This window comes from Arthrobacter sp. MAHUQ-56, assembly GCF_019710585.1.
GTDB lineage: Bacteria > Actinomycetota > Actinomycetes > Actinomycetales > Micrococcaceae > Arthrobacter.
On sequence record NZ_JAIFZQ010000010.1, the window covers coordinates 1 to 25,153 of the forward strand.

20 protein-coding genes and 1 pseudogene are annotated in these 25,153 nt (G+C 66.9%); 13 read left to right on the plus strand and 8 right to left on the minus strand.

The annotated features are described in order from the left end of the window. A pseudogene (locus K4G53_RS06670) lies at positions 1 to 200 on the minus strand (IS30 family transposase); the annotation flags it as partial. 84 nt (positions 201 to 284) lie between these two features. Further along, complete coding sequence (locus K4G53_RS06675; protein ID WP_221384810.1) at positions 285 to 2,297, minus strand: M3 family metallopeptidase; 2,013 nt, start codon at positions 2,295 to 2,297, stop codon at positions 285 to 287. 85 nt (positions 2,298 to 2,382) lie between these two features. Between K4G53_RS06675 and K4G53_RS06680 the strand changes: the two genes are divergently transcribed. Both K4G53_RS06680 and K4G53_RS06685 read left to right on the plus strand, forming a co-directional pair. Continuing rightward, the gene (locus tag K4G53_RS06680; protein WP_221384811.1) at positions 2,383 to 3,690 is read left to right on the plus strand and encodes a CapA family protein; all 1,308 of its coding nucleotides are present in this window, start codon (positions 2,383 to 2,385) and stop codon (positions 3,688 to 3,690) included. A gap of 3 nt (positions 3,691 to 3,693) precedes the next feature. Continuing rightward, positions 3,694 to 5,061, plus strand: a complete 1,368-nt coding sequence (locus K4G53_RS06685; protein WP_260323373.1) for a hypothetical protein — start codon at positions 3,694 to 3,696, stop codon at positions 5,059 to 5,061. A 53-nt stretch (positions 5,062 to 5,114) separates the two neighbouring features. On the opposite strand, the gene K4G53_RS06690 is transcribed toward K4G53_RS06685, so the two are convergent. Both K4G53_RS06690 and K4G53_RS06695 read right to left on the minus strand, forming a co-directional pair. Next, the gene (locus K4G53_RS06690; protein ID WP_221384813.1) at positions 5,115 to 5,867 is read right to left on the minus strand and encodes a type 1 glutamine amidotransferase; all 753 of its coding nucleotides are present in this window, start codon (positions 5,865 to 5,867) and stop codon (positions 5,115 to 5,117) included. Beyond that, positions 5,864 to 7,156 (minus strand): Mur ligase family protein, encoded by a 1,293-nt coding sequence (locus K4G53_RS06695; protein WP_221384815.1) that lies wholly within the window; start codon positions 7,154 to 7,156, stop codon positions 5,864 to 5,866. Before K4G53_RS06695 ends, K4G53_RS06690 begins: the two co-directional genes overlap by 4 nt. A 90-nt stretch (positions 7,157 to 7,246) precedes the next feature. Between K4G53_RS06695 and pdxT the strand changes: the two genes are divergently transcribed. From pdxT to K4G53_RS06740, 9 genes are all read left to right on the plus strand, one after another. Then, entirely contained in the window at positions 7,247 to 7,957 is a 711-nt protein-coding gene (pdxT, locus tag K4G53_RS06700) for a pyridoxal 5'-phosphate synthase glutaminase subunit PdxT (protein ID WP_221384817.1), read from the plus strand. 3 nt (positions 7,958 to 7,960) lie between these two features. Next, positions 7,961 to 8,716 (plus strand): YebC/PmpR family DNA-binding transcriptional regulator, encoded by a 756-nt coding sequence (locus tag K4G53_RS06705; RefSeq protein ID WP_221384819.1) that lies wholly within the window; start codon positions 7,961 to 7,963, stop codon positions 8,714 to 8,716. Between the two features lie 68 nt (positions 8,717 to 8,784). Continuing rightward, positions 8,785 to 9,363: a crossover junction endodeoxyribonuclease RuvC gene (gene ruvC, locus K4G53_RS06710; protein WP_221384820.1), complete on the plus strand. Its 579-nt coding sequence runs from the start codon at positions 8,785 to 8,787 to the stop codon at positions 9,361 to 9,363. Between the two features lie 87 nt (positions 9,364 to 9,450). Beyond that, on the plus strand, positions 9,451 to 10,095 hold the full coding sequence (gene ruvA, locus K4G53_RS06715) for a Holliday junction branch migration protein RuvA (protein ID WP_221384822.1): 645 nt from the start codon (positions 9,451 to 9,453) through the stop codon (positions 10,093 to 10,095). Beyond that, the gene (gene ruvB, locus K4G53_RS06720; protein WP_221384825.1) at positions 10,088 to 11,173 is read left to right on the plus strand and encodes a Holliday junction branch migration DNA helicase RuvB; all 1,086 of its coding nucleotides are present in this window, start codon (positions 10,088 to 10,090) and stop codon (positions 11,171 to 11,173) included. Before ruvA ends, ruvB begins: the two co-directional genes overlap by 8 nt. Before the next feature lie 202 nt (positions 11,174 to 11,375). After that, positions 11,376 to 11,771: a preprotein translocase subunit YajC gene (yajC, locus tag K4G53_RS06725; protein WP_221384827.1), complete on the plus strand. Its 396-nt coding sequence runs from the start codon at positions 11,376 to 11,378 to the stop codon at positions 11,769 to 11,771. Positions 11,772 to 11,871: 100 nt separating this feature from the next. Then, the gene (gene secD / locus K4G53_RS06730; protein ID WP_221384829.1) at positions 11,872 to 13,629 is read left to right on the plus strand and encodes a protein translocase subunit SecD; all 1,758 of its coding nucleotides are present in this window, start codon (positions 11,872 to 11,874) and stop codon (positions 13,627 to 13,629) included. Next, complete coding sequence (gene secF, locus K4G53_RS06735; RefSeq protein WP_221384831.1) at positions 13,629 to 14,645, plus strand: protein translocase subunit SecF; 1,017 nt, start codon at positions 13,629 to 13,631, stop codon at positions 14,643 to 14,645. The genes secD and secF overlap by 1 nt, the downstream gene beginning before the upstream one ends. 159 nt (positions 14,646 to 14,804) lie before the next feature. Beyond that, on the plus strand, positions 14,805 to 17,195 hold the full coding sequence (locus K4G53_RS06740; protein WP_221384832.1) for a bifunctional (p)ppGpp synthetase/guanosine-3',5'-bis(diphosphate) 3'-pyrophosphohydrolase: 2,391 nt from the start codon (positions 14,805 to 14,807) through the stop codon (positions 17,193 to 17,195). Here the strand turns inward: K4G53_RS06740 and K4G53_RS06745 are convergent. The 3 genes from K4G53_RS06745 to K4G53_RS06755 all read right to left on the minus strand — a co-directional run bounded on the left by K4G53_RS06745 (position 17,076) and on the right by K4G53_RS06755 (position 20,374). Beyond that, positions 17,076 to 17,843, minus strand: a complete 768-nt coding sequence (locus tag K4G53_RS06745) for a type IV toxin-antitoxin system AbiEi family antitoxin (RefSeq protein ID WP_221384834.1) — start codon at positions 17,841 to 17,843, stop codon at positions 17,076 to 17,078. The genes K4G53_RS06740 and K4G53_RS06745 overlap by 120 nt on opposite strands. A 101-nt stretch (positions 17,844 to 17,944) precedes the next feature. Beyond that, positions 17,945 to 19,489 (minus strand): DUF349 domain-containing protein, encoded by a 1,545-nt coding sequence (locus K4G53_RS06750; RefSeq protein WP_221384836.1) that lies wholly within the window; start codon positions 19,487 to 19,489, stop codon positions 17,945 to 17,947. 66 nt (positions 19,490 to 19,555) lie between these two features. After that, positions 19,556 to 20,374, minus strand: coding sequence for a peptidylprolyl isomerase (locus K4G53_RS06755; RefSeq protein WP_221384838.1), 819 nt, complete (start codon positions 20,372 to 20,374; stop codon positions 19,556 to 19,558). Positions 20,375 to 20,602: 228 nt separating this feature from the next. Between K4G53_RS06755 and hisS the strand changes: the two genes are divergently transcribed. Beyond that, positions 20,603 to 21,973: a histidine--tRNA ligase gene (hisS, locus tag K4G53_RS06760; protein ID WP_221384840.1), complete on the plus strand. Its 1,371-nt coding sequence runs from the start codon at positions 20,603 to 20,605 to the stop codon at positions 21,971 to 21,973. Here hisS and K4G53_RS06765 read toward each other — a convergent pair. After that, positions 21,970 to 23,223, minus strand: a complete 1,254-nt coding sequence (locus K4G53_RS06765) for an APC family permease (protein WP_221384842.1) — start codon at positions 23,221 to 23,223, stop codon at positions 21,970 to 21,972. The two genes, hisS and K4G53_RS06765, sit on opposite strands and share 4 nt — an antisense overlap. 109 nt (positions 23,224 to 23,332) lie before the next feature. Between K4G53_RS06765 and aspS the strand changes: the two genes are divergently transcribed. Beyond that, positions 23,333 to 25,144 carry an aspartate--tRNA ligase gene (gene aspS / locus K4G53_RS06770; RefSeq protein ID WP_221384844.1) on the plus strand — a complete coding sequence of 604 codons (1,812 nt, stop codon included), beginning with the start codon at positions 23,333 to 23,335 and terminating at the stop codon, positions 25,142 to 25,144. Positions 25,145 to 25,153 lie beyond the last annotated feature (9 nt).

The window sequence follows — 25,153 nt, forward strand, 5'->3', positions numbered from 1 at the left end:
CCGTCCGGAAACGGCGCCCCTACCGGTCCTCCACGTTTGCCTCTCGACATCTCCACAGGGCCCATCCTCCGGACCCAATGTCGCACCGTAGAGGACCACAGGCCCGACACGCGGCACGACTCACTGATCGAGGCCCCTTGCCGCAAAAGCGCAAAGAACCCGTCCCTGACCGCATCCCCAAAAACGTACCCCGCCGGCATCGCAACACCCCTTCAACGGTTTCGTTGCAACGACCATATGAATCCGCCGGCTCAAAACGGCGTCTACGGAGCACTCGATGGGGGCTAGTCGAGGCCGCGGCGCTTTAGCAGCGGGCCCAGCTCCGCGTCGCGGCCCCTCAGGGTCCTGAAGGACTCCAGGGGGTCCCGGCTGTTGCCGCGGGACAGCAGTTCCTTCCGGAACCGTTCGCCGTTGGCGCGGGTGAAGCCGCCAGTCTCCGTGAACCAGTCCACGGTTTCGGCGTCCAGCACCTCGCTCCAGATGTAGGAGTAGTAGCCGGCAGCGTATCCGGCACCCGCGAAGATGTGCTGGAAGTACCCGGTCCGGTACCGGGGCGGGATGAGGGGGTGGGCTATCCCTGCAGCGGCGAGGGCCTTGGCTTCGAATTCGAGCGCGTCGTCCGGTACCCCGTCCGGTTCCAGCGTGTGCCACGCGAGATCCAGCAGGGCTGCGCCCAAGTATTCCGTCGTGGCGAAGCCTTCGCCCCAAAGCCGCGACTCCTCAAGCCGGTCGATGATGTCCCGGGGCAGCGGCTCCCCGGTGGCGTGGTGGCGCGCGTAGTTGGCGAGCACTTCCGGCCACATGATCCACATTTCGTTCACCTGCGACGGGTACTCGACAAAGTCCCGGGGGACCGCCGTTCCCGAGAACCGCGGATAGTTCACGCTGGACAGCAGCCCGTGCAGGGCATGCCCGAACTCGTGGAACAACGTCCGCAGCTCGTCCAGGGTGAGGAGGGTCGGTTCACCGGGGGCCGGTTTGGAGATGTTGAGCGTATTGATCACGACGGGCCGGGTGCCCAGCAGCTCCGACTGGTCGACCAGCGAGTTCATCCAGGCACCGCCACGCTTCGATTCACGGGCGTAGTAGTCGCCGAGGAACAGTCCCAGCCCGGTCCCGTCCCCGTCGCGGACCTCCCAGATCCGCACGTCGGGATGGTATGCCTGCAGGTCTGGCCGCTGGTGGAAGGTAATGCCGTACAGGGAAGTGGCTGCAAAGAAGACTCCGTCGGTGATCACCCGGTCCAGCTCGAAGTAGGGGCGCAGGGCCTGCTCGTCGACGTCGTACTTCTCCCGGCGCACTTTCGCCGAGTAGTAGGCCCAGTCCCAGGGCTCCAGGCGGTGGCCGGCGACTTCTGCCAGCACGGCAGCTTCGGCGTCCGCGTTGCGCATCGCTGCCGGCGCCATCCGGTTCAGCATGGCCTGGACCGCTTCGAAGTCCGGCGCCGTCTGGCGGTCAACGACGAGCCCGGCGTAGTTGGCGAAACCCAGCAACTGGGCCTTCTCCGCCCGCAGTGCGGCCGTGGTCCTTGCCAGGTCCAGGACGTCGAGGCTGCCTCCATCGCTGCCCCTGGCCACCGATGCTTCAAACAGGCGACGGCGGACGTCCCGGTTTTCGAGCGCGGCCAGGGCAGGCTGGTTGCCGGGCTGGACCAGAGTGAGCAGGAACTGGCCGTCATGTCCGGCGGCGCGGGCGGCCTCCGCGGCGCCGGCGATGTCGTCGGCTGTCAGCCCGGCCAGTTCAGCGGCGTCCCCGACCAGCAGTGCCGCGGACTTCATGCCCTCCTTGACCCGCTGGCCGAACTCGGTGCCAAGCCGGGCCAGGTCTGCGTTGATGGCACGCAGCCGCTCCTGGCCGGCCGCGTCGAGCTGGATGCCGGACTGGCGGAACTCCTTGAGGTACTCCTCCACCAGCCGGACGGATTCCGGGTCGCAGGCGGCGGTGTCAATGGCGGAGAACCGCTCGTGCAGGGCGTGGTTCAGGTAGATCCCGTCCTGGTGGGCAGAGAAAAGCGGCGACAGTTCCGTTTCGAGGTCACGGATTTCCTGGGACGCATCGGCGGAGACCAGGGTGAAGAACGCCGCCGATGCCCGGTTCACAAGCTGTCCCGAGCGTTCCATGGCCAGGGCCGTGTTCTCGAAAGTGGCTGCCTCCGGACTGTCCGTGATGGCCCGGATCTCGTCCAGGTGTGCGGACAGTCCGGCTTCTATGGCTTCGCGGTAGTCACCGGGTGTGAGGGCAGTGAACGGTGGAAGACCATAGGGCAGCGGACTGGCGGCAAGGAGGGGGTTCGTCATGGGGTAAATCTTTCATGGCAGGCCACGCTTCTCAATTGCCGGAAAATATCACCACCGTCCAGGCAGCATCCCTACAATTGCCGCTATGGGGACCATTTCGGGCAGGCGTTCCATGCGCCGGCGGGCGGCAGTCCGCGGCTTGGCGTGTGCCGCGGGCCTGGCTTCCGGCGCCGCGTTGGCAGGCTGCGGCCTCGTCGCGGAACAAGGGGCAGTGTCGTCTCGGCCGAACTCCAGCACGTATGCAGTACACAATGGCACCGCGGCCGGCGCCACTGGGTCCCCGGCACCCTTGCCTTCCCCCACGCCCACGCCCACCCCGACTCCCACCCCGACTCCGGGGAAGGGACCGGCCTGTCCGACGCTCCGGTGCACCACCGTCATGGTCACCGGGGACATGCTGGTCCATGCCCAGCTGTGGGAGCAGGCGCAGCAGGATGCAGCCGCCGCGGGAAAGCCCGGCCTTGACTTCCTTCCCCTCCTCGAGGGGCAGCGCCGCTACCTCAACAACAGCGATCTCGCCATCTGCCACCAGGAAACGCCGGTGGCAGGACCGGACGGCCCCTTCTCCGCCTACCCGTCCTTCAATGTGCCGCCCCAGATCATTACTGCCGCCAGGGAGGTGGGCTACCAGGCGTGCACAACCGCCAGCAACCACACCATCGACCGGGGCACGGACGGCCTGCTGCGCACCTTGGACCGGATGGACGCCGTCGGACTGCAACACACCGGCTCCTACCGCACGGAAAGTGAGTCCCGGTCCGTCCTTCTCCTGCAGACACCGGCCGCCAAGGTGGCCGTCATTGAAGGAACCTATGGACTCAACGGCCTGGCCCCCGATCATCCCTGGCAGGTGGACATGCTGGACCCGGCTGCCATGATCGCCAAAGCCGCAAGGGCGCGGAGCCTGGGGGCGGACGTCGTCCTGGGGGTCATGCACGCAGGCGACGAATACTCCAGCGTCCCCAACGGCCAGCAGCAGGACGTGGCCCACGCACTGGTGGACAGCGGACAGTTCAACCTGGTCTACGGCCACCACACCCATTCCGTGCAGCCCATCGAGAAATACAAGGACGCCTGGATCGTGTACGGCCTGGGCAACGGCATCACCGAGCTGTCACCCTGGTATGTCGTCAACAACGAAGGCCTCCTGGTCCGCGTCCAGTTCAGCCAGGACGCCACCGGCAGATGGGCCGCGAGCGACCTGGCCTGGGCGCCCTCTGTCATCGTCCGTGGTCCCTACAGATGGTGTTCCGTCGCCTCGGACACGCCGCAGGGGCCCTGTGCAGGCGCCGAAGCAGACGCTGCAACCCGCCAGCGCACCGCGGGTGTTGTGGAGTCCATGGGGGCCGCCGCGGCCGGCGCCCACGAACTCCTGATCACGAAGGAGCCTTGAACCATGGACATTTCGCGGGCCGGTTCCCGGCCGAGGACAGCCCTGATGGGCGTGCCCGTCCGATGGATGGGGCCGGGCGCCATCGCGTTCCTCTTTGCGCTGTACGGCGTGTTCTGGTTCCTGGAGCGCCCGGCAGGGGAGCCGCTCCTGGGGCACGTGGGGCAGCTCTTCGGCGGTGAATCGGTCCTGTTATTCTCGATCGCCCTGGTCCTGATCAGCACCCTCCCGCACGTGGAACCACTGTTCGGCGGCATCGACCACGCGGCCATCTGGCACCGGAGGGCTGCAATCACGGCCACCGTGCTGCTACTGCCGCATATCGAACTTGCGGCCAACCCGGCGGCAACGAGTGCCGGAAAGACGCTTGCCGTGATCGCGGCGAGCGGCCTGGCCGCCCTGGTGGTGTGGGCCATCCTGCCCCGCTGGCGGACCATGCTTCCCGCGCCCGTCCGCCGCCTGGTGCTTGCGGCACTTCAAGCCCGTCCCCTGCAAGTGGCGGCACGGCTGCTGGGCGGCTATGAGCGGTGGCGCGGCTTCCACCGCCTGACCGGCCTCTTCGTTGCGGCCGGGTTCGTGCACGGCCTGCTGGATGCCAGTTCCTTCGCCGCCGTGCCCGGGCTGCGCTGGAGCTACGTCGCGATCGGTGGCACCGGGCTGGCGTTCTATGCCTACCGGGAACTCCTCGCGCGCCATTTCCTGCCCCACCATGACTATCAGGTGGCAGGAGTGCGTCCGTTGGCGGCGGACCTTGTTGAGGTCACCCTCCGGCCCCTGGGCAAACCGCTGAAATTCAAGCCGGGCCAATTCGCGATGGTTTACCTGGAGACGGCGGATGGCTGGCAGCGGCACCCCTTCTCCATGTCGGGGGCCGCCCACGGCGACACCATCGGGATCACGGTCAAGGCGCTGGGTGACCACACCACCAAGCTTCCCGACGTCGTCCAGACCGGAATGCCGGCCGTCGTCGGCGGACCCTACGGGCGGTTTGACCGGCACGGCGGTACGGCAGACCAGGTCTGGATCGCGGCCGGAGTGGGAATCACGCCGTTCCTCAGCTGGCTGCGGTCACTGGACGGGGAAGTGCAGGAAAACGTCGACTTCTTCGTCACCTCCGCCGGACCTTCGCCTTTCGCCGAAGAGATCGCCGCCGTCGCCGGAACGCAGCCCCGGCTGAAGGTGCATCTGGTGGACACGGAGGTCGACGGGCGGCTGACACCGGAGCGGATACTGGCCGCGGTGGGCACTGATCCGCGCCGGCTGTCGGTGTTCATGGGCGGCCCCGATGCCATGCTGCGGCAGTTCCGGAAGGACTTCCGGGCCGCCGGCGTCCGCCGTGCCAATATCCACCGCGAATACTTCCAATGGCGCTGAGCGTTTAGCTGGCCGGCAGCTCTTTGGCCGGACCCGCACGGATGAAGCAGCTCTTAGCGCGGGCGCCTGGCGGCGTGTTCGCGCGCCAGGACGGCGAAGGAGTCGTCGGGGGTGCCGGGGGTAAAACTGCCAAACCTGCGCTCGGCCGCGGTCCGGATCAGGAAGTCCGCAATGGCCGGGTTCTTGGGCAGCAGCGAGCCGTGCAGGTAGCTGGCCACGATGTTCCGGTAGCGGGCACCCTCATGGCCGTCGTTGCTGTTGTTGCCGGTCCCCTTGGCAGTGGTCCCCAGCGGCCGCACGCCACTGCCCAGGGTGGTCTGCCCGCTGTGGTTCTCGTAGCCAAGGACTTCGCCGAACTCGGAGGTGGCCACCTTGACGTTGCCGATCAGGCGCTCGTCGCCGCCATGGGTTTCCACATCCAAAACCCCGATCCCCGGGATGACTGCGCCGGTGCGGGTCTTGAAGAAACGGCCGAAGAGCTGGTACAGCCCGCAGATGAGCAGCATCGGGGTGCCGTTCTCGGCGAGATCCGTCAGTACGCCGGCCCGTGCCTGCAGGTCGTCCTGGATCACCAATTGACCGCTGTCCTGCCCGCCGCCTCCGACAATGATGTCCACGTTCTCCGGGAACGGGTCGCCCACGTTGTACTCGAGCAGTTCCGGCGTATAGCCGTGCCAGGCGATCCTGCGCTGCAGGACCAGGGCGTTGCCCCAGTCGCCGTAGATGTTCATGTCGCGCGGATACAGCTGCACCACGCGGAGGGTGCCCTTGGACTGCTCAGCCGCAGCGGCTTCTGCCGGGTTCACGAGACAACCTCCACGGTGGTGATCTTGGACAGTTCGCGGCGGATGGCCAGCATGGCGGTGTAGGTGCAGAAGATCCGCTTCGGCTTGCCTTGGCCCTCCCGGATGAAAGCCGCCAAGGCCGGTGCGATCTCCGGCTCCACGGCGCCGACCCGCACGTCGTCGTACTGCAGCCGCAGCGCCATGTCATAAGCCCGTGAGCCGGTCAGCACGTCAACGCCGCCGTCGCGCAGGGAATCGAATTCCACGTCCCAGAGCCAGGACATGTCCCGGCCGTCGGCGTAGTTGTCGTTGATGGCAATCATGGTGGCGTAGCCGGCGGCGGGGAAGGACTTCAGGCCCAGGCGGAAGCCGCTGGGGTTCTTCACCAGTACCAGGTCCAGCGGCTGGCCCTCCACCGTGAGGCTCTCACCGCGCCCGAACGCCGGCGCCACCTGCGACAGGGCCTGGAGCAGGGTCTCGTGGTCGGCGGTGGCGGCGCCTGCGCCGCAAATGCTCCGCGCCAGTGTCAGCGCAGCCGCGGCGTTGAAGATGTTGTACACGCCGCGCAGCTTCATCGCAGTGGTGACCGTGCCGCCGTCGTACTCAAATTCGGCGCTGTCCGCGCCCACTTTGCGGAGCACGACGTCGGCCCGCGGCTTTTCCGGCAGGTTCGCCGGGGCGGGGCTGCCGGGAGCGGCACGCAGGTCGTCGTCGTTGGGGAAGGTGCCGAGCAATGACTCGTCGAGGCCGAAGTACTTGACCTCCTGGCCGGTGAGGGTGTCGGCGATCCTGGCCACCCGCGGGTCCTCGCGGTTCAGGACCACCGTGCCGGTGGTATTGGCGGCGATATGCTGCAGCAGCTGTGCGGTCTTGTCGATCTCGCCGAACCGGTCCAGCTGGTCGCGGAGGACGTTCAGGAGCAGGCAGTACCGTGGCGGGACACTGTTGACGAAGTGCACGGCGTGGGCTTCATCGAGTTCCAGGACCGCGACGTCCGCATCAAGTTTTCCGCGCCAGTCCACCTCGCCGAGGAGGGCCGCGGCCACACCCCTGGTGAAGTTGCTTCCGGTGCGGTTGGTGAAGACTTTCAGGCCCTGGCTCTCCAGCAGCTCCACCACCATTTTCGTCGTGGTGGTCTTGCCGTTTGTGCCGCTCACTACGGCCACGCCGTGGGGGAGCTTGGTGAGGGTGCGCCGCATGAAGCCGGGGTCGATTTTTTCAACCACCAGCCCGGGCAGGGCGGATCCGCCACCGCGGAGCCGGGACACCCGGCGGACCAGCTTGCCGAGCGGAACACTGAAGAAGACCATGTTTTGAATATATCCCAGCAACGGCATGCAACCCCTGCCGGGCCGTGGCAGGCGGACCCGGGCCGGCGATGCCGCACGTATGCTGGATGGATGACGAACTACCCTTCAGCTGCTCCTGCACGCCCGGGCTCAGGCCTGCGGATCGGCGTCCTGGCACTCCAGGGCGATTTCCGCGAACACCTCCGGGCGGCGGAGGCCACGGGTGCACAGGCCGTGGGAGTGCGGCGGCCCGCGGAGCTGGACGCAATCGACGGGCTCATCATTCCCGGCGGCGAATCCACGGCCATCGATAAGCTGGCCCGCGCCTTCGACCTCGCCGACCCGCTGCGCAAGCGCATCCATGAGGGCCTGCCGGTTTTCGGCTCCTGCGCGGGCATGATCCTGCTCGCGTCGGACATTGCGGATCCGGCGACGGACCTGTCGGGCGCCCCGCAGCAGACCTTCGGCGGGCTGGACATCACCGTGCGCCGCAACGCCTTTGGCCGCCAGCGTGAGTCCTTCGAAACGGACCTGGATTTCAAGGGACTTGAGTTCAGCGCCACGGAATCGGGTGTCGCGCCGGTCCACGCCGTCTTCATCCGCGGCCCGTGGGTTGAGCGGGTGGGGCCAGGCGTGGAGGTCCTCGCGCAGGTGGAGCCGGCTGATCCCGAACACGCGTCCCACGCTGTCCCGCTGCCCGGGGCGGCTAGAATTGTCGCAGTGCGTTCGGGCCAGCTGCTGGCCACCTCCTTCCATCCGGAAGTGACCGGCGAGAAACGCGTACACGAACTTTTTATCCGCATGATCAGAGGAGAAGCGTAAAGCATGTCAGGCCACTCCAAATGGGCGACGACCAAGCACAAGAAAGCCGTCATCGACGCCAGGCGTGCAAAGTCGTTCGCCAAGCTGATCAAGAACATCGAAGTTGCCGCTCGGATGGGCGGACCGGACCTCGCAGGCAACCCCGGCCTGGAACTGGCGGTGACCAAGGCCAAGAAGACCTCGGTCCCCAACGACAACATCGACCGCGCCATCAAGCGCGGCGCCGGCCTCACCGGTGAAGTGATCGACTACACCGAGATCATGTACGAGGCACGCGGCCCCCAGGGCTCTGCCCTGCTGATCGAGTGCCTCACGGACAACAAGAACCGGGCAGCATCCGAAGTGCGCCTGGCCATCTCCCGCAACGGCGGCACCATCGCGGATCCGGGTTCCGTCAGCTACCTCTTCACCCGCAAGGGCGTGGTGAACCTGCCCAAGAACGGCCTGGGCGAGGACGACGTCCTGATGGCCGTCCTGGACGCGGGCGCCGAGGAAGTCAAGGACAACGGCGAAACCTTCGAGATCCACTCGGAGCCTGGCGACCTGCCGGCCATCCGGGAAGCGCTCAAGGAAGCCGGCATCGACTACGACACCGACGAGGTGGAGTTCGTCCCGTCCATGCAGGTGGAGCTTGACGTCGAGGGTGCCCGCAAGTTCATGAAGCTCGCCGATGCACTGGAAGAACTCGACGACGTCCAGAACGTCTACAGCAACGCCGACTTCAGCGACGAGGTCCAGGCAGCCCTGGAATCCGAGTGACGTCCGGCCTTGCCTGCTGAACCGGCCTTCGGGCCCATGCCCCGGGCTCGTACCGGAGCGGGAAACCTGTGACGCTCCGTGTCCTGGGGGTTGACCCCGGCCTGACCCGGTGCGGTATTGGCGTGGTGGACGTTGAACGGAACCGGCGGGCCACCATGGTGGCGGTCGGAGTGGTGGGCACGTCGCCTGACGAAACCCTGGACCGGCGGCTGCTGGTCATCGCCACCGCCATCGACGAATGGCTGGACCGCTTCGAACCCGAGGTGCTCGCCGTCGAGCGCGTTTTCTCGCAGCTGAACGTCAGCACCGTGATGGGCGTGGCCCAGGCGTCCGGCGTGGTGATCGCCGCGGCTGCCCGCCGCGGAATTCCGGTGGCGCTGCACACGCCGTCGGAGGTTAAGGCCGCGGTCACCGGGAGCGGTTCGTCCAACAAGGACGCAGTGACCAAGCTGGTCACCAAGATCCTCCGGCTGGATGCCCCGCCCCGTCCCGCCGACGCGGCGGACGCGCTTGCCCTGGCCATCACGCATGCCTGGCGTGCGGGCAGCGGAGCAGCCGTCGCCACCACCGGGCCCGGCAGTTCATCCCTGACGCCTGCCCAGCGCGCGTGGGCCGAGGCGGAGGCCAAGGCGCGCCGCGCACGCTGAATGTCCCTGCCGGTTGCTAGGGTATTCGTAGATATGTTGGGATAGCCGGCCCTCCACGGGGGCCGGCGGTACATCGGGAGCCCGGCCTTGATCAGTTTCCTTCGCGGAACCGTAGCCCACGTTGGCCTGTCCACGGCCGTCATCGACCTGAACGGCGCGGGCATGAGCGTTTACGCCACCCCGCAGACCCTCAGCCGGCTGCGGGTCGGCGAAGAGGGCAAGGTCTTCACCTCCCTGATCGTCCGGGAGGACTCACTGACGCTGTTCGGTTTCGCGGACGACGACGAACGTGAGGTTTTCGAGGTCCTGCTGAGTGTGAGCGGGGTTGGGCCGCGCCTGGCGCTTGCCGTGCTGGCCGTCCACGATCCCGAAGCGATCCGCGTGGCGGCCCACACCGGCGACAGCAAGACCTTCACCAAGGTGCCCGGAATCGGTCCCAAGGTGGCCGGCCGGATCGTACTGGAACTGGCAGGAAAGCTCGTCCCGCACGGCACCGCTGCCGCTGCGGCTGCCTCGACGTCCGCGGAGGCGGCCTGGAAGCCCCAGGTGGTGGCCGCGATGACGAGCCTGGGCTGGTCCGAGAAGGACGCCTCGTCCAGCATCGACAAGGCCCTGGCAGACGAACCCGAGGTGTCCTTCCGCGGCAACGTTCCCGAGATCCTGCGGACCACGCTCCGGTGGCTCGGCCAGGATGGTGCCCGTGCGGGCAACCGCGTAGGCAGCCGTGGCTGAACCGTCACTGGTGACCGCGGGGGAGGAGCCGGAGGAGCGCGCCATCGAGGCCGCCCTCCGCCCCAAGAACCTGGACGACTTTGTCGGACAGCACCGGGTGCGCAAGCAGCTGTCGCTGGTCCTGCAGGCGTCGAAAATGCGCGGGCGCACCGCGGACCACGTGCTGTTTTCCGGCCCGCCCGGCCTGGGCAAGACCACCCTTGCCATGATCGTGGCTGCGGAGATGAACGCGCCGCTGCGGCTCAGCAGCGGACCCGCCATCCAGCACGCCGGCGACCTCGCCGCCATCCTCTCCTCCCTGTCCGAGGGCGAAGTCCTGTTCCTCGACGAAATCCACCGCATGTCCCGGCCCGCCGAAGAAATGCTGTACATGGCCATGGAGGACTTCCGGGTCGACATCGTGGTGGGCAAAGGGGCGGGGGCCACAGCCATTCCGCTGGAGCTTCCCCCTTTCACCCTGGTGGGCGCCACGACGCGGGCAGGCCTGCTGCCCGGCCCGCTGCGCGACCGGTTCGGCTTCACCGGGCACCTGGAGTTCTACTCCGTCCCGGAGCTCGAACTGGTCCTGCGGCGATCCGCCGGCCTTCTGGACCTGAAAGTGAATTCGGCCGGGTTCGCCGAGATCGCCGGGCGTTCCCGGGGCACGCCCCGCATCGCGAACCGCCTCCTGCGCCGCGTGCGGGACTGGGCGCTGGTACACGGAGTGGAGCAGATTGACGCCCGGTCGGCCTCGGCAGCATTGGACATGTATGAGGTGGACAAGAAGGGCCTCGACCGCTTGGACCGGGCAGTCCTGGACGCCCTGATCACCAAGTTCGGCGGCGGTCCGGTCGGCCTGTCCACCCTGGCGATTGCCGTCGGCGAAGAGACCGAAACGGTGGAAACGGTTGCGGAACCCTTCCTGGTCCGGGAGGGGCTGCTGGGCCGCACCCCGCGCGGCCGCATCGCTTTGGCGCCCGCATGGACGCACCTGGGGTACGCAATCCCTGCCGGAGTCTTCGCGCAGGAGCAGCTGGACCTTTTCGACCCCGGGGAAGAGGCCGCTGAAGGAGCGGGCCAGGCCCCGCGAAGCCAATAACAGGCTCCCTTCAGCTTTTCCCTTTAGACTGGTATGACGCTCGGCACGTTCGGGTCTTTGTTTCGCGGGTGGCCCTGCCGTTTCCGCTGCTGGGGAAGGCAGGCTCCTGCCTGCGTGCCTGTCCCGCCCCGGCCGAAACGAAGCCGGCGCCGCCGGAAAAATCAGCCAGGCACGTAAAGGAATGGAATTCCCCTTGGATCTAATGTCAATTCTCCTGTTCGTCATGCTGGGCGTGTTCATGTTCATGATGTTCCGCCGCAACAAGAAGACGCAGCAGCAGCAGGCGGAGCTCCAGTCGAAGTTCGGTCCCGGCGTGGAGGTCATGACCAGCTTCGGCCTGTTCGGCCGGATCGTGGACATCGACGAAGCCGAGAACAAGGTCACCCTTGAGCTTTCCCCCGGCAACACCGCCACCGTCCACCGCCAGGCCGTCACCAAGATCGTCGAGCCCGCGGCAGAGCCTGCGGCAGCCGCGCCGGCCGTCCCCGATGACGCCTCTTCTCTCACCACTCCGGAAAGCGGAAGCACCGCCACCGGAATCGAGACTCCCGAGGAAACCCTGAAGCGCCTCAACGACGAGGGCAAAAAGGACAGCTAGGCCCGCTGCCCCCTTTTTACCCTCTACCGCTGTGGAAAACCGCCGGCGCGGGCTGAAACCCGCACCGGCGGTTTCTCCGCGACTAAGAGAAAGATCGACAATGGCACGAACTGGCCGCAAGAAACCAGGGCTGCGCGTCCTGGTCTGGCTTGGTGTACTACTGGCAGCGCTGACGGCCGTCCTGGCCGGGGGCACAATTGCCGGACAGGCCAGCTGGGCACCCAAACTGGCACTTGACCTCGAGGGCGGGACCCAGATGATCCTGGCCCCGAAGGTCGAGGGCGGGTCGAACATCAACGAGGAACAGCTCAACCAGGCAGTGGCGATCATCCGCCAGCGCGTGGACGGCTCCGGCGTCGCCGAAGCCGAAATCAGCACCCAGTCCGGGCGCAACGTGGTGGTCAGCCTTCCCGGTACGCCTTCTGCGCAGACCCGTGACCTGATCCAGGCATCCGCCGACATGAACTTCCGCCCCGTCCTGCTGAACGGCGACGGCGCAGCGGTGCCGGCCGAATCCCGGGTACCCGAGGACCAGCTGCCCAAGCCGACGGCCGAACCGGCAAACAGCAGTGACACCAACTGGATCACCGCGGACGTCTACAAGCAGTTCGAGGCCCTTGACTGCAACAGCGCCGACGCCGAGAAACCAGAGCGTTCAGACCCCACCAAGCCACTGGTCACCTGCGAGCCCGCCACCGCCAAGACGCCGGCGATCAAGTACATCCTGGGTCCGGTGGAGGTGAAGGGCAGCAACATCGTCACGTCCTCTTTCCAGCTGCAGCAGGGTGCGCAGGGCGCGGTCACCAATGACTGGGCCGTCAACATCCAGTTCGACGCCGAAGGTACAGCCAAGTTCAAAGAGGTCACCGAGCGGCTGAACCAGTTCTACGTGGCTGCCGGCGGCGAGTCCGGCACCGACCCCAAGTCGCAGTTTGCCATCGTGCTGGACGACCAAGTCATTTCCGCTCCGCGGTCCCTGGCCGTCATCACCGACGGACGTCCGCAGATCACCGGCGGATTCACCGAGCAGACGGCGAAGGCCCTGTCGGACCAGTTGCGCTTCGGCGCCCTTCCCATCAGCTTCGACATCCAAAGCGAGCAGCAGATCTCAGCCACCCTCGGTGGCGAACAGCTGCGCATGGGTCTGTTGGCCGGCCTTATCGGCCTCCTGCTCGTGGTTGTCTACTCCCTGTTCCAGTACCGCGCCCTGGGCTTCGTCACCATCGCGTCTCTGATCGTGGCGGGTGCCCTGACCTACCTGGCCATCGCCATCCTCGGCTGGACGGAAAACTACCGGCTGTCCCTGGCCGGTGTCGCAGGCATCATCGTCGCGATCGGCCAGACCGCGGACTCGTTCATCGTCTACTTCGAGCGCATCCGTGATGAACTCCGTGAGGGGCGCGGGCTCGTGTCCGCCGTCGAGAATGGTTGGAAGCGTGCCAAGCGCACGGTCCTGGCATCCAAGGCCGTCAACCTGCTTGCCGCCCTGGTCCTGTACTTCGTGGCCGTCGGCAACGTCCGCGGATTCGCCTTCACCCTCGGCCTGACCGCAATCGCCGACCTCATCGTCGTGTTCATGTTCACGCACCCCACGCTGCAGCTCCTGGCACGCACCAGGTTCTTCGGGGAAGGCCACAAGTTCTCGGGCCTCGACCCGGAGCGCCTGGGCGCTGTCCCGCTGTACCGTGGCGCCGGCCGCGTCCGGACGCCTGAGGACCGGCCGGTGGCCGTCCGCGCGAAGAACACCGGAGCGGCGGCAGAAGCCGAGCGCCGGATGACCATCGCCGAACGGCGGCTGGCGGAGAAACAGGAACAGCTCGCAGGCTCTTCGAAAACCTCTGCGAAGGAGAACAAGTAATGTCAGGCTTCGCGAGCTTCGGCAACGAGCTCTACACCGGAAAGCGCTCCTACGATTTCGTGGGTGCCAAGAAGATCTGGTTCATCATCGCCGCGGTAGCGGTGGCCCTGTCCATCCTCCTGCCCATTGCCAAGGGTGGTTTCAACCTCGGCATCGAGTTCCGCGGCGGGTCCGAATTCACGGTCTCAAACGTCAAGACCACCGATCCCACGGTGGGGGAGCACGCCGTCACTGACGTCGTGGAAGGCAGCGTTCCCCGAGTGGCGAACGTCGCCGGGAACACCATGCGGATCCAGACCGACAAGCTTACGGACGACGAGACGCTCCGGATCAAGCAGGGCCTCACCAGCGCCTATGGGGTGACGGACAACGAGGTGACTTCCACGTTCGTCGGTCCCACCTGGGGAGCCGACGTGACCAAGCAGGCACTGATCGGCCTGGTGGTGTTCGTGCTCCTGGCAGCCTTGCTGATGGCCCTGTACTTCCGCACCTGGAAGATGTCCCTGTCGGCGATTGCCGGCATGGCGGTCACGATGTTCATCACCGCGGGGGTCTATGCCCTCAGCGACTTTGAGGTGACACCCTCGGCCATCATCGGCTTCCTGACCGTCCTGAGCTACTCGCTGTATGACACCGTGGTGGTGTTCGACAAGATCCGGGAAAACACCTCCGGGATTGACGCCTCCACCCGCCGCACCTTCGGTGAAGAGGTCAACCTTGCGGTAAACCAGACGCTGGTGCGCTCCATCAACACCATGATGGTGGCCATCCTTCCGGTTGGCGCCATCCTCTTCATCGGTGCCGGCCTGCTGGGCGCCGGTACGCTGCGCGACCTGTCCCTGGCCCTGTTCGTGGGCATCCTCATCGGCACCGCGGCGACGATCTTCGTCGCCGCCCCGATGTACGCCTGGCTGCGGCAGAACGAACCGGAGCTGGTCAAGCAGGCCAGGCGCGTGCAGCAGCGCCGCGCAGGCAGCGCGGAACGCGGGGCTCCCGCGGCGCCGGCGAAGGCCTGATCCGTGCCGGTGCAGCAGCACCGGCAGTATTGTTCCGGGAGGGGCCGGTCCACGCAGATCCTGCGCGGGCCGGCCCCTCGTCGCATTTGAGCCGGTTACAAAAGTCGCAGCCGTGGGGAATAGACTGGAGTAATTAAAACGGTGGTGAGGGGTGCTTCATTGGAAGAACGTTCGGCGTCGGCGCCAGCGGCAGAGGGTGTAAACAGTCCTGCCGGTGCACAAACCGGTGTTGCGTCGTCCGCGCGTTCCGGTTCGCTGGTCCCTGTCGACAACTCGGGCACACGCCCCACGTTCCCCGGCCGCAGGGAACGCACCCGGTCCCGCCTTGCCAGGCTGACCGGGCGCGGCACCGCCACGTACTCTCCCATCCTTGAACCACTGCTCCGCACGGTCCGCGCCAATAACCCCAAAGAGGACTTCGACCTCATCCAGCGCGCCTTCGATGTGGCAGAGCGCAGCCACCGCGGGCAGAAGCGCAAGAGCGGGGACCCCTACATCACGCACCCGGTGGCCGTGGCCACCATCCTTGCCGAACTTGGACTCAGCGGCACCACGCTTGCAGCAGCACTGCTGCACGACACCGTCGAAGACACCCCCTACACCCTGGCGGACCTGAAGCGGGACTTCGGACCCGAAGTCGCCATGCTGGTGGACGGCGTGACCAAGCTGGACAAAGTCAGTTTCGGTGAGGCAGCCCAGTCCGAAACCGTCCGCAAGATGGTCGTCGCCATGGCCAAGGATATCCGTGTGCTGATGATCAAGCTCGCGGACCGCCTGCACAACGCCCGCACCTGGCGTTTCGTCTCACCCGAGTCCTCAGCCCGCAAAGCCCGGGAAACCCTGGAGATCTTCGCGCCGCTGGCCCACAGGCTCGGCATGAACACCATCAAGTGGGAACTCGAGGACCTGTCCTTCGCCGCGCTGTACCCCAAGGTGTATGAAGAGATCGTCCGCATGGTGGGGGACCGGACCCCGGAGCGGGAAAAGAGCCTGGCCGTCATCCGCGACCAGATCACGGAGGACCTGCGGGCCGCGCGCATCAAGGCCACCATTACGGGCAGGCCCAAGCACTACTACTCCATCTACCAAAAGATGATCGTCCGCGACAAGGACTTCGACGACATCAACGACCTCATGGGCGTCCGCGTCCTGGTGGACTCCGTCCGGGACTGTTACGCCGCCCTGGGAACGATGCATTCGCGCTGGAACCCGCTGCCCGGCAGGTTCAAGGACTACATCGCGATGCCCAAGTTCAACATGTACCAGTCCCTGCACACCACGGTGATTGGCCCCGGCGGCAAGCCCGTGGAAATCCAGATCCGGACCCACGAAATGCACCGTCGCGCCGAATATGGCGTGGCGGCGCACTGGAAGTACAAGGACCAGCCCAACCGCACCGCAGTCGGCCCGGGGAGCCCCCGCGACGGTGACATGGGATGGCTCCGTTCCCTGGTGGACTGGCAGCAGGAAACTTCGGATCCCGGCGAGTTCCTCGATTCGCTCCGGTTTGAGATCAACGCCCGCGAAGTCTTTGTGTTCACACCCAAGGGTGAAGTCATGGCGCTCCCGGCAGGGTCCACCCCCGTGGACTTCGCCTATGCCGTGCACACCGAGGTGGGGCACCGCACCATCGGCGCACGGGTCAACGGCAAGCTGGTCCCGCTCAACAGCGAACTGAACCATGGCGACTGGGTGGAGATCTTCACCTCCAAAGCCGAGGGGGCCGGGCCGAGCCAGGACTGGCAGCACTTCGTCAAGAGCGCCCGGGCGCGCAACAAGATCCGCCAGTGGTTCAGCAAGGAGCGCCGCGAGGAGGCGATCGACCGCGGCAAGGAACTGCTGACGCGCGCCATGCGCAAGCAGAACCTGCCCCTGCAGCGCCTGATGACCCACGAAGCCCTGGCCGCCGTCGCCGAAGAGTTCAAGTACGCTGACATCTCCGGGCTCTACGCCGGCGTCGGAGACGGGCACACCTCCGCCCAGTCGGTGATGGAAAAGCTGATCGAAAGCCTTGGCGCCAACGAAAGCGCCGACGATGACGTCGCCGAAGTCAGTATTCCCACGCAGGTCACCAAGGCCCGCTTCTCCGATTCCGGCGTTGTGGTCCGGGGCGTGGGCGACGTCTGGGTGAAGCTGGCCCGCTGCTGCACTCCCGTGCCGCCGGATCCGATCCTGGGCTTTGTGACCAGGGGGTCGGGCGTCTCGGTGCACCGAACGGACTGCACCAACATCTCGGACCTGAAGGACCAGCCGGACCGGATCGTGGACGTCGACTGGGCACCGACGCAGTCCAGCGTCTTCCTGGTGGAAATCCAGGTGGAGGCACTGGACCGGAAGTCGCTGCTGTCCGACGTAACACGTGTCCTCTCGGACAATCACGTCAACATCCTGGCAGCCAGCGTGCACACCTCCACCGACCGGGTGGCGATTTCACGGTTTGCCTTCGAGATGGGCGATCCCAAGTACCTGAGCCACGTCCTCAGCGCCGTCCGCCGGATCGACGGCGTCTTCGACGTCTACCGCACCACCGGCAACAAGCGCCGAAGCTAACCCGCCGAGCTTCTCCAGGGCGGCCCGCTTGTGCGGCATCCGCGGCGACGCCTCAATGGCCCGGACCAGGAGGCGCAGGCGGACATCCTGCTCCGGTCGGGACAGCAATGCCGCAAGGGCGGGTACCGCCCGCTCCGGCTCGACATGCAGTGCGATGTCCAACGCCGTCCGCAGGGGGCTGGAGACCATCAGGCCGCCCAGGCTGACCACATCAAACGGGCCGAGCCTCACCTCATGCAAAGTGCAGCCCCGGGTGCTGCGCAGGCTCGATACTCTCCGCTTCGCATCCACCAGCAGCGCCAGCCGGTCGGGTTCCGCCGCGCAACCATAGATCCAGGCCGCGGTCATCCGGCCGGCAACAACCCGCTGCCGGATGGCGGCCGGCACCACGCCTGCCGCCGCCCGCGCCCGCAGCTGCGGGGAGGCGCCAAGGCCGGGGAGGATGTAGCCGTGCTGGTGGAAGCGGGCCAGCAGGCCGTCAGCGGCGAGGGACTGGAGTTCAGGGCCGGCGAAGGGGCTGCCCGGCGCATACAGCTCGGGAAAACGCGGGGCAGGAGCAGCCCCGGGTCCTGCCGCCGGACCGCCGGAAGCGGAAGGATGCGGACCCCTGCCCGCGCCGGCGGCAGGGGAAGCTGTGGGTGTTGCCATCACCCCATCCTGCCGCGGATCCCGTAAACAGAAACAGGCCCGGTTCCGGTTATGTGGATAACCGGAACCGGGCCTGTTGCCGCACCTAAGGGGCAGGAAGCTTACGCCAATTCGCTCGCTGAGCGCTGGATCTGGTCCAGCCAGGCCTGGCGGGCTTCGAGGGCTTCACGGGCTGCCTTGATCTTGCGCTGGTCGCCGCTCTGCTCTGCCTTGGCGAGGTCTTCCTGCAGTCCCGCAATGGCGGACTCCAGCTGCGACAGCGCGCTGTTGGTGCGGGCCTTGCGTTCCGGGTTGGACCGCTGCCACTGCTCCTCCTCGGCGTGGCGCACGGCATCTTCAACCTTCCGCAGGCCGGCCTCGACGCGGCCCATATCGGCGCGCGGCACCTTGCCGGCCTCTTCCCAGCGGTCGCGGATGGACTGCAGCGCCTTCTTGGCGGCGGCCAGGTCCTTGACCGGCAGGATTTCGTTGGCCTCGGCGAGGAGTGCCTCCTTGACGGTCAGGTTGGCAGCGTATTCCTGGTCGATCTCGTCGTTGGCAGCCTGGCGGTTCGTGAAGAACACGTCCTGGGCAGCGCGGAACCGGGCCCAGAGGGCGTCGTCGTCCTTGCGGCTGGCCCGCGGTGATGCCTTCCACTGGTCCATGAGCCGGCGGTACTCGCCCGCGGCGAATCCCCAGTCCGTCGACGTGGACAGTGCTTCGGCCTCAGCGATCAGCTTTTCCTTCGCAGCCTTGGCAGCGGAGTTGTTGCTGTCCAGCTGGGAGAAATATGCGCGGCGGTGGCGGTCAAAGACGGTGCGGGCAGCCCGGAAGCGCTTCCAGAGCGCGTCTTCATTGGAGCGGCCGAGCCTGACGCCGCTCTTCTGCGCGGCCTTCCAGTTCTCGAAGAGCTCGTTCATGCGGGCACTGGAGGTCTTCCACTGCGTCTGGGCGGGGTCCTGGCCGGAGATCTGTTCGGCCTCGGCCACGATGGCCTCGCGGGCAGCAAGTTCGGAGGCGCGCACGGCGTCGTGCTCAGCCTTCTCGGCCTTCTCCAGTTCGGTGATCTGGCCGGCCAGTTGGTCCAGCCGGGCCTCGGCGGCGCGGAGGTCGCCCACCATGTTCCGTTCGGCAAGCTGTTCGCGCAGGTGGGTGACGGTCTTCTGCATGTCCGTGCTCGGCGCCTTGGAGCTGACCCGCTGTTCCAGGAGCACGATCTGGGCCAGGACGTCGTCATATTTCCTGGCGAAGTAGGCCAGCGCCTCGTCGTCGCTGACCCCGGGGTACTGTCCCACGAGGTGCTCGCCGTCGTCGATCTTCAGGAAGACGTGGCCGTCACCCTCCACGCGCGCCCACTTCGCGGCCTCGGCGACGGAGGTGCTGGGCGCGGCGGGTACGGGGGCCGCAACAGGCGCTGCAGCCGCAGGCTTGGGACGGGAGGCGAAGGCGGCGGGGGAGGGCGCTGACGGCCGCGGCCCCGGTGCGGGAGCAGGAGCGGGCGCGGGGGCAGCAGCGGGTTCCGGGGCCGGAGTTTCCGCGGCGGCGGCCTCTTCGGGAGCTGCAGGTTCCTGGGCGCCTGCGGCATCGATTCCTGCACCGTCAGCGGCTGGCGCCGCCGTTTCGGTCAGGTCTGTTGCTGTTTCGTCGGATTGCTGACTGTCTGTCACCGCTAAAAGTCTTTCGCTTGGAGGGAACTGCTCAGGTTCTGCACCGGCCGCAAGCGGCCCGGCTTCCTACTTCAGAGAAAACGAGTCTATCGTGACTGGTTGTTTTGGCGCGCCGTCCGTGTCGCTGCTGCCCGGGGTGATGCCGGCGGCGGCAATATTGGACACCACGTCCAGGCCTGAGGTCACCTTGCCCACCACGGTGTAGCCGCCCGCCGTGTCGGGATTGATAACGGTGTCCTTGTAGACGACGAAGAACTGCGTCCCGTTTCCGTAGGCGTTATTTCCGGTGCGGGCCACGGCAATGGTCCCGGCGGGATAGGTGTTGTCGGCCGGGGTGTTCTCCAGCGGCCCCCAGGTGTAGTTGGGGTCGCCCTGGCCGTCTCCGCCGGGGGAGCCGCACTGCAGCACGGCGAATGCTTCGGCAGTGGTCAGCCGGTGGCAGGTTTTGCCGTTGAAGTAGCCTTCGTCGCTGAGGGATTTGAAGACGGCGGCCGCCTGCGGAGCTTTGGTCCCGTCCAGTTCCACGCCGAGCGGGCTGCCGTTCAGGAGCAGCTCACCAGTGAAGGTCTTCCCGGCCGCGGTGTCGGCGGCCGGGATGTTGGGTCCATTGCTGGCCTGGGCGGAGGGAGTGGCGGAAGGGCTTGCCGAGGCGGATGGCTCGGTCAGGCCTGCCTGCGCGGCAGCGTATTCGTCCTCGGTAGGGTTCCCTGCAAAGGCGGTGAGCTGAAGGACGACGGCGAGCAGCACGGCGGCGGTTCCGGCGCCGGCGGCCACAAGGTTGTCGCGCTTGCGCCGTTTCTCCTGCTCACGCCGCAGCTCGCGCTTGGCCTCCATTTGCTGGATGCGCCGTTTCGTCTCGCGGGCACTGCGTGAACTGGCCGCCAAGGGTCCTCCTTCTCGTCGGGCTGCGCATGGCCCGGGCAGGCAGCCAGGCGCAGGTGATCGGCCGCCAGGATCCGCCGGTCCGCCGTATTAGAGATGCACACGGATGACGCATAAACTGGCTGCCGCACATAGTTTATGCATGACTGGCCGGGCTGCAGCCCCAAGGCGCCGACAACGGCGGCCGCGGCAGCTCCGGCGCACCTTTCCACCCAAAGGAGAACCTTCCCCATGGCACGCACCGCCTCCCTGTCCGGATTCCCCGAGTGGCTTCCCGAGGAGCGGCTGGTGGAGCTGCATGTGCTGGATACCCTGCGCCGGGTCTTTGAACTGCACGGGTTCGCCTCGATCGAAACCCGCGCCGTGGAGACAGTGGGCCAGTTGCTGCGCAAAGGCGAAATCGACAAGGAAGTTTACGGACTCAGCCGCCTCCAGGAGGACGACAGCGACAACCCGGTCAAGGGCGGCAAGGCCGATCCGCACGCACTCGCCCTGCACTTTGACCTCACCGTCCCCTTCGCCCGGTACGTCGTGGAGAACGCGGGCTACCTTGCATTCCCCTTCCGCCGCTACCAGATCCAGAAGGTCTGGCGGGGCGAGCGGCCGCAGGAAGGCCGGGCCCGTGAATTCACCCAGGCCGACATCGACGTGGTGGGTGACGGCGAACTGCCGTTCCGTTACGACGTGGAGATCGCCCTGGTGATCGCCGAAGCGCTCAGCGCGCTGCCCATCCCGGACTTCCGCCTCCGGGTCAACAACCGGAAACTCGCTGAAGGCTTCTACCGCGGCATTGGACTTGAGGACACCGCCGGGGTGCTGCGCAGCATCGACAAGCTCGAAAAGATCGGCCCCGGGAAGGTGGCGGAGCTGCTCAAGTCCGAGCTCGGCGCAACCGACGGGCAGGCGGAGAAGGCACTCCAGCTGGCGGCCATCCGCACCGAGGACACCTCTTTCGTGGCACAGGTCCGGGCACTGGGGGTCAGCGACGACCTTCTCGAGGAAGGCCTTGACGAGCTCGAGCAGGTCATCGACGCCGCAGTCCAGCGCGCCCCCGGCAAGGTCCTGGCCGACCTCAGCATTGCCCGCGGCCTGGACTACTACACGGGCACCGTGGTGGAGACGGTGCTGGTGGGCCACGAACAGCTTGGCTCGATTTGCTCCGGCGGCCGGTATGACGCCCTGGCATCGAAGGGCAACCGAAAGTTCCCCGGGGTCGGGCTCTCCATCGGCGTCACCCGCTTGGTATCCCGGATCCTCAGCCAGGACCTGGCGAGGGCGTCCCGGTCGGTTCCCACTGCCGTGCTGGTGGCCCTGACCCACGATGACAGCTGGGGCGCAGCCCAGGACGTGGCGGCCCTGCTGCGTAGCAGGGGCATCCCCACGGAAGTGGCGGCGAAGGCGGACAAATTCGGCAAGCAGATCAAATTCGCGGACCGGCGGGGCATTCCGTTTGTCTGGTTCACGGACGACGACGGCACGCACCAGGTCAAGGACATCCGCACCGGTGAGCAGGTGCTGGCTGCCCCGGAGACCTGGATGCCGCCGGTGGAAGACCTCACCGTGCAGGTGGCGACCACTGAGCAGGCTGCGGCCGCAGTCTAGGCGGCTGGCCGGTGCTGCCTGAAACGCAGCACCAGCCAGCGCCCGGCAACGCCGGCGGCGAGGACCGCGGCCATGGTCAGCACCGGCGCCGGCGGCAGTGTGAAGGCCAGGACCACGCAGCCAACAAACCCGGCGGCGTTCAGCCAGCGGGGCGCGTAGCCGGGACGGACCACGAGGGTGAACGCGGAGGCGTTCGCCACGGCGTAGTAGACCAGCACGCCGAAGCTTGAGAAACCCACCACCGTCATCACGTCGGTCGTCAGCAGGAGCAGGATGACGACGGCGGCCACAGCCAATTCAGCGGCAACCGGGACCGTGTGCCGCCCGCCCACCCTGGCGAGGAAGCCGGGGAGATCCCGTTCCCGCGCCATGGCCAGTGTGGTCCGCCCGACTCCGGTGATGAGCGCGAGGAGGGCGCCCAGGCAGGCGGCAGCGGCTCCTGCCTGCACCACCGGTGATCCGCCGGCCAGCTGCGACTGAAGGACGGCGTCCAGCAAAGGTGTGCCGGTCGTGGCCAGAGCTCCGCCAAGATGGTTCAGCAGGAGCAGCGCCAGCGCCAGGTAAATGGCGAAAGCCGCAGCCAGGGCGGCGAGGATGGCCCGAGGGATGGAACGTGCAGGGTCCTTGACCTCTTCACCAAGGGTGGCAATCCGTGCGTACCCCGCGAAGGCGAAAAACATCAGTCCGGCGGCGGGGAGGACGCCCCAGGCGCCGTTGGCCGGTCCGGCCGGTTCCGCTGCTGCCGGATGCGGGCCGAGTGCCGCGGCAAGGGCCACGAAGACCAGGGTGGCCAGGACTATGCACAGCAGGATGCGGGTGAGCAGGGCGGTCCGTGTGATCCCCATCAGGTTGACGCCGGTGAGGGCCAGCACGGCGGCGATTGCCACGGGCACTGCGAAGCCGTGTGCCACGTAGTTGCCAAACGTCAGCGCCATCGCAGCGCAGGAGGCCGTTTTGCCGGTGACGAAGCCCCAGCCGGCCAAAAAGCCCGGCCACTCGCCCAGCTGCCTGCGGCCGTACACGTAGGTTCCGCCGCTGGTGGGGTATTTCGCTGCAAGGGCGGCTGACGCCACCGCGTTGCAGTAGGCCACCACCCCGGCGATGGCAACGGAGAGCACCAGCAGGTTCCCCGCCAGCGCGGCGGCCGGGGCGAACACGGCAAAGACGCCGGCGCCCAGCATGGAACCGAGGCCGATGGCGGTGGCATCGAACGTACCAAGCCGTCGTTGCAGCTGCTGCTGGGCGCTCATGCGGCGGCAGCCCCCTTCCAACGGGTAAACTCGGACGGGATCGTTCCTGGAACGATCATATTGAACTTCGCTGTTAGCTTCCCGCTGTTACCCCGCAGAAAGGCGTGCTGTGCTGCGCACACATGACCTCGGATCCCTTCGCTCCGAGCACATTGGACAAACCGTAACCCTGGCCGGCTGGGTGGGCCGCCGCCGTGATCACGGTGGTGTGGCCTTCGTGGACCTGCGCGATGCCTCGGGCGTCTCCCAGGTGGTGGTGCGGGAGGAAGAGGTCTTCCACGGGCTGCGCAACGAATACGTCCTGCAGGTCAAGGGCACAGTGTCCAAGCGGCCCGAAGGCAACGAAAACCCGGCCCTGGCCACCGGCGAAATCGAGGTCATCGCCGAGGAAGTCACCATCCTCAACACCTCGGACCCGCTGCCGTTCCAGATCGACGAGCACGTCGAAGTGGGCGAGGAAGCCCGGCTCAAGCACCGCTACCTGGACCTCCGCCGTCCCGGCCCCAGCCGGAACCTGCGCCTGCGTTCCGAGGCCAACCGGGTGGCCCGCGAACTGCTCCACCACGAGGGCTTCGTGGAGATTGAGACGCCCACGCTGACCCGTTCCACCCCGGAAGGCGCCCGTGACTTCCTGGTTCCGGCACGCCTGGCGCCCGGTTCCTGGTACGCCCTTCCGCAGTCCCCGCAGCTGTTCAAGCAGCTGCTGCAGGTGGGCGGCTTCGAGAAGTACTACCAGATCGCCCGCTGCTACCGCGACGAGGACTTCCGCGCGGACCGCCAGCCGGAATTCACCCAGCTGGACATCGAGGCCAGCTTCGTGGACCAGGACGACATCATCAGGCTCGGCGAAAACATCGTCAAGGCTGTGTGGCAGCTCATCGGCGTCGACATCCCCACGCCCATCCAGCGGATCACGTACGCCGACGCCATGGCACGGTACGGCTCGGACAAGCCGGACCTGCGCTTCGGCCAGGAGCTGACCGAGCTGACTGACTTCTTCAAGGACACCAACTTCGGCGTCTTCAAGGCGCCCTACGTCGGTGCCGTCGTCATGCCCGGTGGCGCCTCCCAGGCACGCCGCGCCCTGGATGCCTGGCAGGAATGGGCCAAGCAGCGCGGCGCCAAGGGCCTGGCCTACGTCCTCTACAAGGAGGACGGCGAGCTGGCCGGACCGGTCGCCAAGAACCTCACGGACATCGAACGCGCCGGCCTGGCCGACGCCGTGGGCGCAAAGCCCGGCGACTGCATCTTCTTTGCCGCCGGCGAGAAGACCCCTTCACGTGCCCTCCTCGGCGCGGCGCGCGTGGAGATCGGCCACCGCACCGGCCTGATCGATCCCACCGACTGGGCATTCTGCTGGGTGGTCGACGCGCCCATGTTCGAGCCCGCAGCTGCCGCCGTTGCCTCCGGTGATGTGGCCGTGGGAGCAGGCCAGTGGACTGCGGTGCACCACGCCTTCACCTCGCCCAAGCCCGAATTCCTTGACACGTTCGACAAGGACCCGGAATCGGCGCTCTCCTACGCCTACGACATCGTGTGCAACGGCAACGAAATCGGCGGCGGCTCCATCCGTATCCACCAGCGGGACGTGCAGGAGCGCGTCTTCGAACTGATGGGCCTGGACAAGGAGGACGCCCAGACCAAGTTCGGCTTCTTGCTTGAGGGCTTCAAGTACGGCGCCCCGCCGCACGGCGGTATCGCCTTCGGCTGGGACCGCGTGGTCTCGCTGCTGGCGGGCGTCGAGTCCATCCGGGACGTCATCGCCTTCCCGAAGTCCGGTGGCGGCCACGACCCCCTGACGGAGGCCCCGGCGCCCATCACGCCGCAGCAGCGCAAGGAAGCCGGCGTGGACTTCAAGCCCGAGGCCAAAAAGCCCGAGGTCAAGAAATCCGAAGTCAAGAAGCCCGAAGACACCAAGTAGCAGTACAGG